This is a genomic window from Cupriavidus sp. 05T41 (genome assembly GCF_056396525.1).
Genome location: NZ_JBFTLQ010000024.1, coordinates 83,404 through 92,187, shown reverse-complemented (window position 1 = coordinate 92,187; position 8,784 = coordinate 83,404). Strand labels below are relative to the sequence as shown.

Genomic DNA, 8,784 nt, shown 5'->3' with positions numbered 1-8,784 from the left:
CGGGCGGCCACCAAAGCACCGGCCACGGGCCCCGGGCTCGCTTGCACAATTGCATTTGCGAGCTAATGCTTGTTCTCATGTCACCTGCGCGGAGCAACATCATGGACACACGAAGCGAACTGCAAGCCACTGTGGACGCTCTGGTTCAAGCGGGCAAAGGCCTGCTGGCCGCCGACGAAAGCGGGCCGACGATCGCCAAACGGTTCGAGCGCATCGGTGTGGAATCAAGCGAGGAAAATCGCCGGTCGTGGCGCAACCTGCTCCTGTCGACACCAGGTCTTGGTGAATTCATCAGCGGCGTGATCCTGCACGAGGAAACGCTGGGCCAGCGCGCCGACGATGGCACGCCGCTGCCAGAACTGGCCGCGCGCCATGGCATCGTGCCCGGCATCAAGGTGGATAAGGGCAAGCTCGCGCTCGCCCACGCTCCCGGCGACGAGATCACCGAGGGCCTCGACGGACTGGCCAAGCGCCTTGCCGGTTATCGCCAGCAGGGCGCGCGCTTTGCCAAGTGGCGCGCGGTGTACAACGTGTCCGACAAACTGCCTGGCTGGCGCGCCATCCAGGCCAATGCGGAGGCGCTGGCGTGCTATGCAGCGATCTGCCAGGAGACGGGCGTGGTGCCCATCGTCGAACCCGAGGTGCTGATGGATGGCGCGCACTCCATGGCGCGTTGCGCCGAGGTCACCGAGGCCGTGCTGCACGAAGTCTTTCACGCCTTGCACCGGCATGCGGTGGTGCTCGAACACATGCTGCTGAAGCCCAGCATGGTGCCGAGCGCAACGGACGCTACTGCAGCGCTCACGGATGAATGGCATGGCTTGCCTGGGGCAATACGAAGCTGCGCTAGAGACCGCTGTGGGCTGAGTTCTCGGCAGGCGCAAGATGGAAAGCACCCGCGGCTATGTTGAAGAGTTGCAGGGTACAAGGCGCTGGCGCAAGCGGCCTGAAGCCGGGTTTTCAATAGGCGGGGCGTTGACCCGTACTCATCTCGGCGGTGTGCAGTTGAGGAGTTTGCGATAAAGCGAAGCGCGCAGCAAATGACGCTTGAGAGCGAAATGCTGCCAGATCAGGCCGAAGTTCGGCAGGAAGGCCTGCGTGCGCCTTGGGTCGCGGAATCCGCGCATGCGCCGCTCCCGTTCGCGGGTCAGCTGATGACTGTTCTCGGCGCGATTGTTCACGCGGGCGGGGGCCTTCACGAACACGTGCTTGACGCTGGCCAGCTCCGAGATTTCGGCCTTTGCGGCTGGGTAGCCGCGCAGTTGATCGGTGACGATCTTGCGTGGCGCCGGGCAGGAACGCAGCACGCGCTGAAAGAAGCGTCGGGCGGCGGCCTTGTCGCGCCGCTTCTGCAGCAGGATGTCGAGTTCGGCACCATATTCATCGACGGCCCGCCACAGCACGTAGGGCTCGCCACGCAACGTCGCGAGCATCTCATCCAGTTGCCACGTGCTGCCTGGTTTGCGGCGCGCAGCCTTGGCGCGATGCGCAAAGGCCGCGCCAAACTTGTCGCATCAGCGGCGGATCGTCTCGTAGCTGACGATCACACCGCGCTCGAACAGCAGCTCCTCAATCTCGCGCAGGCTCAGGTTGTCGTCATGGCTCGTTGTAGGAGGAATCCTCGTTGTGGGAGAGCCCATTTCCTACATTCAACCGGCAATCCAATGCGTACCCTGAAGAAAGAACGAAGTTGAATAGGAGAACCTTATGAAGCTCATCCTTGTGTTGCTTGCCGCTTCCATTGCATTGCTCAGTGGCTGCGTTGTGGCGCCCTATGGAGATGAGCACCGGGGCGGTGGCGGGTACTACGGCGGAGATGGCCGAGGGGACCACGACCGGGACCACGGCAATCGCGACCGGAGCGATCACCGGGACGACGGTAGCGACAGAGACCGGTGGCAGGGCGGGCAGCGATACTAGCGCCTCGCTAGCGAGTGCGCGAGGCCATGTGATGAATACGCATTACGATTTCGTTACGAGTAGCCTCCGGAGCCCGGAATAGACTGAATGGTAGGGTCCTCAATTACATAGCCTCTGGAGATCGAGATGCGGAAGATCAAGATGTTCGCCAGCCTGGCGCTAGCGGCGTGCACTGTCATTTCGATTGCCGCCTATGCCCAGGATAGGGGTCCTGGTGGAGATGATCGCGGAAGGCCCCCCATGGGTCACGATCAGGGTCAAAATCACGATAACCAGCACGGCTACAACGATCGCGGTCGGGACGGTGACCACGGCCGGCAAGGTGACATAGGTTGGGAAGGTGACAGGGGCAGGGGGCAGATGGACAGAGGGTACGGCCCTGACCGTCGCGCTGATCGCCCGGGCCCTGGCCATTGGCAAAAGGGTGAAAGGATCCCGTCGGAATACCGTCACCGTCAGTACGTGGTCGATGACTGGCGCGCCTATCGGCTATCGCCTCCGCCGCGCGGATACCAGTGGGTGGGGGTTGGCGGGGATTACCTACTGGTCGCCGTTCCGACCGGCGTGGTCTTCCAGGTGGTCATCGGGCGCTAGGTCGCGGGCAACAAAAAGCCGGCAGATGTGAATTGACGCCAAAAAAATGGACGGATCGGAAAGCTAGGCCTGGCAGGGCTGAGTTTCGCTAAAAGGTCGCAGATCAGTCGTCCCGATTCTGAACCCGAGAGTTGTCCCAATTGTTGCATCTTCCTAATATCCTGAAGGAGCGAAAACCGTTCGACGTGACGCGCCGCTTCGCGTACACATTTAGACTAGACCCGTAGCACTGTGGGTACAGGCGACACGCCGCTAATACCTCTCGGATTTGGCAAAGGGCTTGAAAGAAGTCCGTCGCGGTCACATCGATCACCTGGTCTCTATAGCGACCTCGCAAGCGACATTTTGGGTAGGTGCCCGAGGCGCGAAAGTGAATCTGTTCGTCCTCCTTACCCCCTATAAGCCTGGCGCGGAACTTGAGCATCACCAATAAGCCGACGGCCCACCCATTATCCATACAACTAGAGTGTAGGGCGGTCTCGTGGATTCCGGCGTCAGCGTAATCCTACATTTCTGGCTGTCGGCTCGATCGGCATCATGCACTGGCGGAACTCCCCGCTTCCCGAGATTGTCCGTCTTTATAGGGAGGCCATAGCGCTGTTGGGACGAGCGCGATATGAAACGAGTTGGGAGGCATTACAGGAGACGATGATGAAACTTATCGTGAAGATGTGTCTCGCTAGTCTTGCGGGATTGCTTGCGACCGCAGGCGAGGTAACCGCCGGGACAGATGCGCCCAGATTGCCGACGGTAACGGAGGGCGTCCCCGCCATAAATAATAGACCCGTCGGAGCCCCAGAAGGTGAGTTTGGCGGCGGCATCATGAAGTCCGCGCCGATCGCAGCACCCGCGACAAACGTTTCCGACAATGCAATCACCATGAAGGTGAGAGAGCAGCTTCTAGCCTCCGGGCTTCGATCAGGCCGGATGCGGGTGAGTACCGAGAACGGCATCGTGCAGCTCAATGGCAAGGTGCAAAGCGACACCGAAAAGCTGACGGCCTTGAATGCGGTCCGAACAGTGGAGGGCGTGCAATCTGTCGTGGACGGCCTTGAGGTCGAGAAATAGTATCGCGCACCTTTCGCAGGAAAACGCCCCCGGCGATGCTTGGCGTGTTGATGGGGCGATTGAACCTCCCGCCGGGCGCTTGATGGCAGCGGCGGGCCTTCCAGCAAAGTAATGCAGATAGGAAGGTAATGGAGCGCACGAAGCATCGCTATTGGTCGTTTGGCTGACCACCTTCGCTCGGTGTCGGCGCGCGCCTAAGGCCGGGCCGTTATGTCGCAGGCTGATCCTCGCATTGTCGGAGATGGGTACGAGTGAGTCCGTCGGCGGGGGTGAGGGTCAGGATCAATTGTGTCAGGGGGCCGTAGAAATTTATGGAAAAGCCTCCTGCAACAGCACTGCGGCCCCGCACATTAGTTTTTTTGCGATTTGGATTCCGCCTTAACGATGAGGCGATCTTGATTTGCGTCCAACTCCACGCGGGGGCGGTTGCCCTGCACGAGACAGTCCCGCATGTCGGAGACGATATGAGGAGGCATCTCGTCGCGCTCGGATCGGGCCTGTGCGCCGACGCCGACCTCAAATGGGCCACCGCAACTCGCGCAGTGATATACGTAGCCAGCCAAGGTGCGCCGGCGTTCCGCGAGCGTCTGGCAGAGTGGACAGCTAGCTGTTTCAAACGGCAATTCGTTCACGTCTTCACCATTAAAACCATGTCATGTGAGATGCGGGCCTTTCCTCAGTAGAAATGGGCCTCATGCTGAGCTGGCAGCGGCCGGTAGTATCCGACCGAGCGGAATGGTCCAGGCTCCACGCGGATTCCGCCCGCTAAGACTGGAGTTCTTCGGCTGCCGCCGCGAGCGAATTTACGCTTCGAAACAGTTGGCGGGAAAGCATTGCATCGGGGATCTCGATGTTGAATGCATTCTCAATGGCCAGCATCACGTGCACGGTAGCCAGGGAGGAGAGGCCCGCTGCGTAAAGATCTGCTTGGTCGTCAAGCGCTTCGACGGGCACGTCGAGCCGTGCGACGTCGCTAAGGATCTGTCGAATGATAGCCTTCATCTGGAACCTCTCGGCGGATGAGTATGATCGAAAGAAACCATTGGGCCGAATCCGTCGTGGGGCTTCAGTGCGCCGCCGCACAAGCTCGCCACGTTGGTAGCCCATCTGCTCGCGTAGCTCATCTCGCGGCGAGCGCGCTGCTGCTGTGACGTCCCGATGTGCGATGAGAAGTACATCCGAAAGCTGCCGCGATCGTGTCGAAATTGCGCGACCGGAAATGACCGAAGTCTTCAGGCATAACGGCTAGATCATTTGCGAAATGCGAATAGGAATCTGAACACTTCAACTGCCAGGCAGATTTCTCAGGCTTCCGCCCGGGATCCGGAGCTTTCTCGGCGAGCTTAACTCGGCCAAAAACGTGCTTTCGCGCTTCCGGGCCCAGAATCGTACCCTCTGCAGACCGACCCTCCGCGTCACATTCAACTCAAAATCGCTATGACGGTGCCCCTGACAGCGGGAGCTGCGTGTAGCTAGCTCATTGGCTTAAATTTTGCCCAATCGTCCTTTGCGCGCGGGAACAGAGTGTGCTCTCTTGACTGCGAGCATGCGAAGCGCATGCCGTTTCCCCAAAATGACACGTAAGAGTTGACCATGGACAAAGCAAAAGTACCAACAGACCAACGTGCAGCTCACGGCCTCCTGGCAGACGACCATCGTGCGGCCAAGAAACTGTTCAAGCAATTCGAGGAAAGCTCCAGCATAAGTTGCGAAGTCTGCGTCAAGAATGAATGCCCAATTCTCGACCACTTGGAACGCATACGCGCGCAGGTCGCGTTGGCACGCGAATGGGCCGCCGTTACCGGACGCTGCATGAGATCGACCAGGAGCGCAATGCTGCTTACGCACGGCGCAGTTCCCTGGGATGATTAATGTATTTCGTCGGCGTGAGCGTGCGTGAGGGAATGCGCGCGGTGCAGGGGGCGGAGGCTTTCCTGCCCATTCGACGCATTGAAGGTCCCGAATTGCCGCTTGGAATTTGGGTCCTGCTGATCGGGCCAATCAGGACGGGCGCGCGGAGGCAACCTCCGCACCTGGGCGGTGGCGGCTGCGACTGAGCGCCCTAGCGAAACCAGGTGCCGGCGCGCAAGAGGGTCGGGCCTGGTCCGCGATTCAGTCTATCTTCAGTCCTAGCCCCGGTCGCCACCCCGGTTTGCCATCAACAGGCCCAGGATAATGCCGACCCCGACCGCCACGCTCATGGAACGCAGCGGCTGATCCTTAACATAGGCGGCGGTATCCTCGGCTCGCCGGGAGATTTGCTGGCGCACATTTTCCGAGATGCCCTTTGCGGCATCCCTGGTCGCGTTCATCTTGCTCAGGAACTCTTCCTTGGCCTCGTCCAGCGCAGCCCCGGACAGGGTGGGAATGCGGCTGATCAGGTCGTCGAGCTCCCGCTTCAAGCCGTAGGCTTCGCTGCGTGCGACCGCACCGACCTGTTTGCCGGCGTCCTTGGCAGCGTCCAGGATGTTTGTGGTTGCCGTGCCGAACTTGCCGGCGATACCCGGCGAATCGTTCTGGACGGAGGATTGGGTATTGCCTTGGGTTTCCATTAGTCGTGCTCCTGAAAGTCGGTCGTTCGGCATCAGGTCATCGCGCGCCGGACACGCCGCGCGGTACCCCGTGGTCGTCCGCCTGCTCGTCGGCGGCGCAGGCCAGGTACACAGCGCATGTTTCATGCCATGAATGCATCATTACCCCCAAGTGGAGCGCGCTCTGGCCAGGCATCGCCGGTCGGTCACTGCGGGGAGCAGCGCGGCAGCCGTGATGCGACCAGAACCAAGCCCTCGCGGCGAATCCAGCAGCCCTGCCTCTCGCGCACGGCTGCATAGAAAATTACCGGCCTTGAAATTCCTCCCTCGGCCGGAGGTTGGCAAAATTTCGGAGATCCTGCTCGACGTGCGTGGCGGACGCATACGCTGTGCTGACCAACGGTGGCTTCCTCGGAATGGGCGATTCCCTGCATGCCAGTCCCTGGGGCGCGCTCAGCCTGGACACCGACGATAAGTGCTTCAGCACCGGTGTGACCGCGCAACGGATCAAGAATGCGCCGGGTTTTCCTATCTGATTTATGAATAATTCCATGGGAGCGCAGCGAGCGGTGCGCGTGCGCGGCAGGGCGAGCGGGTGGCGGCTCAGGGTCAGTCCGGGCTTTTCATCGGCGACAACTAAAGGAAGGGAGCAAGGTCCGTGCAACCTTTGAGAAGGTTAGTGGCGTGGCAACGGTGACGAATATCGAGCCGGAATAAGCGCCCTACGGATTAGGCAATGCTGCCTGTGGCCCCGCCGCCACAACCTCGTGCACGAAGCGGAGCTTGTCCACCACGACAGGGCTCAGTGCGAACGGATAGCCATCCGGCACGCCCAGGCTTCGGTTGAGGCTGTTGCGCACGTAGGTGAGCGGAAACCACCGATTCATCAGACTTTGAAAGCTGGCATCCTCGACGGGTGTCTGGTCCGTCAGGGTAGGCTCTCCGACTGTGGCTGGCTTGAGCGCAAGCCCGCATGCCGCGGCGGTGTCCACGGTATCGACGATGTGGAGATAGTCTGCCCAGGTTTCGGCCCAGTCCTCCCACGGGGGCATGGCCGCGTAGGCGCTGACATAGTGCCGAGGTGGGTGCAACGCCTGGACGCCGTGTATAAAAAGAAATGAGCTCATCTGGATCGCTCGCCTTCTACCTGCGACTGCATCGCAAGGCTGGCAATGCCATCAAGTACACCCCGGACGGTGGCGTCATCGATCTGAGGATCAAACGGCAGGGCGAAGATGCGGTGCTGAGCATCACCGACAACGGCATCGGCATCCGCAAGGAGTTTCTTGCCAGCATTTTCGAGATCTTCGTGCAAGCCGAACCGGCTACCGACCGCCGCGCGTCAGGACTCGGCCTCGGGCTGGCCCTCGTGCGCAAGCTGACCGAACTCCATGGGGGGACCGTGACGGCCACCAGCAACGGGCAGAATGTCGGGAGCCGGTTTGTCGTGCGCCTGCCGGCACTGCCGGACGGCACGCCAGCGGCTGCGCCCGAGCCCTTGCACACCGTGACGGCTTCGGTCGTTTTACCCCGCCGCATACTCGTGGTCGACGATAACTGCGATGCTGGCGACAGCATCGCGACGTTACTTCGCCTGGACGGCCACGAGGTGCGGGTCGCGCGGGACGGCTCGAGTGCCCTGACATGCGTGGATAACTTTCATCCCGAGGTCGTCTTGCTTGATATCGGCTTGCCAGATATCGACGGCAATGAAGTGGCACGGCTGATCCGGGCGAACCCCAATCTGCCCGATGTCCGGCTGGTGGCCCTGAGCGGATACGGGAGGCCGGAAGGAGGCCTCGGCGAACGGCGGGATTTTGATCACTATCTGGTCAAGCCAGCCGCATTGACGCAGTTGAATGCCTTGATTGCCATGGGCGCAAAGCGCGTATAGGCAGCAGGGCGGGGCATTCACATACTGTGCCCCATCACATCACTTCTGCCGTGGCGCCAACACCTTGCGGTCGGGCGCTTCCAGCTTGCCCGCACGGCGCAGACTTACCGCCTCGGCAATCGCGCCGGCCACATTGTCCACCTCGCGCGGCATCGCCTGGTCGTGATCGAGGTCAGCATGGCTGGTGGCGTACGGGCGCCAATAGCCGATATAGCGGTCGAGTTTCGCCAGATGCCTGCGTCTATCAAGCCCATCCAGTCCATCCAGTCGCACAATGCGCGTCGCACACCATCGATTCCGGCCACGTCGCCATGTACCGCCACACCGTAGACGCGCCCGGCCAAGTGCTTGGGGTAGTCCCAGCCCCGCAATTCCAGCGCCTTGGCTTGCTCCGGCTTTTGCCATGCGTGCTGCTCGGATCGGGGTTACCGCCATCGGCACAGACCAGCCGGTTAATCATCAGCTTGAGCGGACTTGTGGCCTGATACCAATAGACCGGCGAGACGATCATCACGCCATGGGCGCCTACCCAGCGCGGATAGAGCGCGTTCATCCAATCGTTGACCTGGCCGAGCGAATGATTGGGATAGCAACTGCATGGCCAATGGCAAAGTGGCATGGCCGTAAGCTGCGCCGCCGTCGGATAGATGAGCGCAACAGCACGAAGATTAATGCCAATCAAATGTTGTGCTCAGCGTGACGGGGGACCGGCGGGGCGCATGTCCCGTGGCTACAGGCATTTTGCCGCGCGAAGGAAACTTCGGCCATGCAGCAACA

At 60.9% G+C, this 8,784-nt stretch carries 5 protein-coding genes and 5 pseudogenes; 5 read left to right on the top strand and 5 right to left on the bottom strand.

What is annotated here, in order from left to right; genetic code table 11:
- Nucleotides 1-101: 101 nt before the first annotated feature.
- A pseudogene (locus AC1DKV_RS16240) lies at nucleotides 102-806 on the top strand (class I fructose-bisphosphate aldolase); the annotation flags it as partial.
- 180 nt (nucleotides 807-986) lie between these two features.
- On the opposite strand, the pseudogene AC1DKV_RS16235 reads toward AC1DKV_RS16240, so the two are convergent.
- Nucleotides 987-1,589 (bottom strand): annotated as a pseudogene (locus AC1DKV_RS16235) (IS6 family transposase); the annotation flags it as partial.
- 457 nt (nucleotides 1,590-2,046) lie between these two features.
- Between AC1DKV_RS16235 and AC1DKV_RS16230 the strand changes: the two are divergent.
- Both AC1DKV_RS16230 and AC1DKV_RS16225 read left to right on the top strand, forming a co-directional pair.
- The gene (locus AC1DKV_RS16230) at nucleotides 2,047-2,514 is read left to right on the top strand and encodes an RcnB family protein (protein WP_441620481.1); all 468 of its coding nucleotides are present in this window, start codon (nucleotides 2,047-2,049) and stop codon (nucleotides 2,512-2,514) included.
- Between the two features lie 648 nt (nucleotides 2,515-3,162).
- Entirely contained in the window at nucleotides 3,163-3,582 is a 420-nt protein-coding gene (locus tag AC1DKV_RS16225) for a BON domain-containing protein (protein WP_441620479.1), read from the top strand.
- A gap of 765 nt (nucleotides 3,583-4,347) precedes the next feature.
- On the opposite strand, the gene AC1DKV_RS16220 is transcribed toward AC1DKV_RS16225, so the two are convergent.
- On the bottom strand, nucleotides 4,348-4,584 hold the full coding sequence (locus AC1DKV_RS16220; RefSeq protein WP_441620477.1) for an acyl carrier protein: 237 nt from the start codon (nucleotides 4,582-4,584) through the stop codon (nucleotides 4,348-4,350).
- A gap of 1,127 nt (nucleotides 4,585-5,711) precedes the next feature.
- Nucleotides 5,712-6,134 (bottom strand): ElaB/YgaM/YqjD family protein, encoded by a 423-nt coding sequence (locus AC1DKV_RS16215; RefSeq protein ID WP_441620475.1) that lies wholly within the window; start codon nucleotides 6,132-6,134, stop codon nucleotides 5,712-5,714.
- Between the two features lie 316 nt (nucleotides 6,135-6,450).
- On the opposite strand from AC1DKV_RS16215, the pseudogene AC1DKV_RS16210 reads away from it, so the two are divergent.
- A pseudogene (locus AC1DKV_RS16210) lies at nucleotides 6,451-6,640 on the top strand (PRC-barrel domain-containing protein); the annotation flags it as partial.
- Between the two features lie 195 nt (nucleotides 6,641-6,835).
- On the opposite strand, the pseudogene AC1DKV_RS16205 reads toward AC1DKV_RS16210, so the two are convergent.
- Nucleotides 6,836-7,192: pseudogene (locus tag AC1DKV_RS16205) on the bottom strand (putative zinc-binding metallopeptidase); the annotation flags it as partial.
- Between the two features lie 38 nt (nucleotides 7,193-7,230).
- Here AC1DKV_RS16205 and AC1DKV_RS16200 point away from each other — a divergent pair.
- Nucleotides 7,231-8,007: an ATP-binding protein gene (locus AC1DKV_RS16200; protein WP_441620473.1), complete on the top strand. Its 777-nt coding sequence runs from the start codon at nucleotides 7,231-7,233 to the stop codon at nucleotides 8,005-8,007.
- Nucleotides 8,008-8,046: 39 nt separating this feature from the next.
- Here the strand turns inward: AC1DKV_RS16200 and AC1DKV_RS16195 are convergent.
- Nucleotides 8,047-8,632: pseudogene (locus tag AC1DKV_RS16195) on the bottom strand (flavodoxin family protein); the annotation flags it as partial.
- Nucleotides 8,633-8,784 lie beyond the last annotated feature (152 nt).

Bases quoted from the DNA above. Each gene is read 5' to 3' on its own strand.
- AC1DKV_RS16225 (WP_441620479.1), top strand. From the start codon at position 3,163: ATGATGAAACTTATCGTGAAGATGTGTCTCGCTAGTCTTGCGGGATTG.
- AC1DKV_RS16200 (WP_441620473.1), top strand. From the start codon at position 7,231: ATGAGCTCATCTGGATCGCTCGCCTTCTACCTGCGACTGCATCGCAAG.
- AC1DKV_RS16215 (WP_441620475.1), bottom strand. From the start codon at position 6,134: ATGGAAACCCAAGGCAATACCCAATCCTCCGTCCAGAACGATTCGCCG.
- AC1DKV_RS16230 (WP_441620481.1), top strand. From the start codon at position 2,047: ATGCGGAAGATCAAGATGTTCGCCAGCCTGGCGCTAGCGGCGTGCACT.
- AC1DKV_RS16220 (WP_441620477.1), bottom strand. From the start codon at position 4,584: ATGAAGGCTATCATTCGACAGATCCTTAGCGACGTCGCACGGCTCGAC.